The 216-nt window shown below is 50.5% G+C and carries 1 protein-coding gene; it reads left to right on the top strand.

The genetic code is table 11. The features are described 5' to 3' along the window. Nucleotides 1-216 (top strand): hypothetical protein (locus tag WDB87_RS09925; RefSeq protein ID WP_337849789.1); only part of this gene is annotated, 216 nt, incomplete at both ends.

The following is a 216-nucleotide window of genomic DNA, read 5'->3' as shown; positions in this document are numbered from 1 at the left end:
GCTGATGACAAAAAAGCGGCCGTAGCTGCGGCTATTGCTCGCGCTAAAGCTAAAAAAGCCGCTAAATCAGCTGAGCAAACCCAGCAATCAGCTGAACCAAATGCTGCTGAGCAAACAAGTAATGTTGAGCCTGAAAACTCGCAAGCAAGCCCTCCTGCTGATGACAAAAAAGCGGCCGTAGCTGCGGCTATTGCCCGCGCTAAAGCTAAAAAAGCC

Source organism: Pseudoalteromonas sp. C12FD-1 (assembly GCF_037414265.1).
Taxonomy (GTDB): Bacteria; Pseudomonadota; Gammaproteobacteria; order Enterobacterales; family Alteromonadaceae; genus Pseudoalteromonas.
This window is presented reverse-complemented; position numbering and strand designations above follow the sequence as displayed.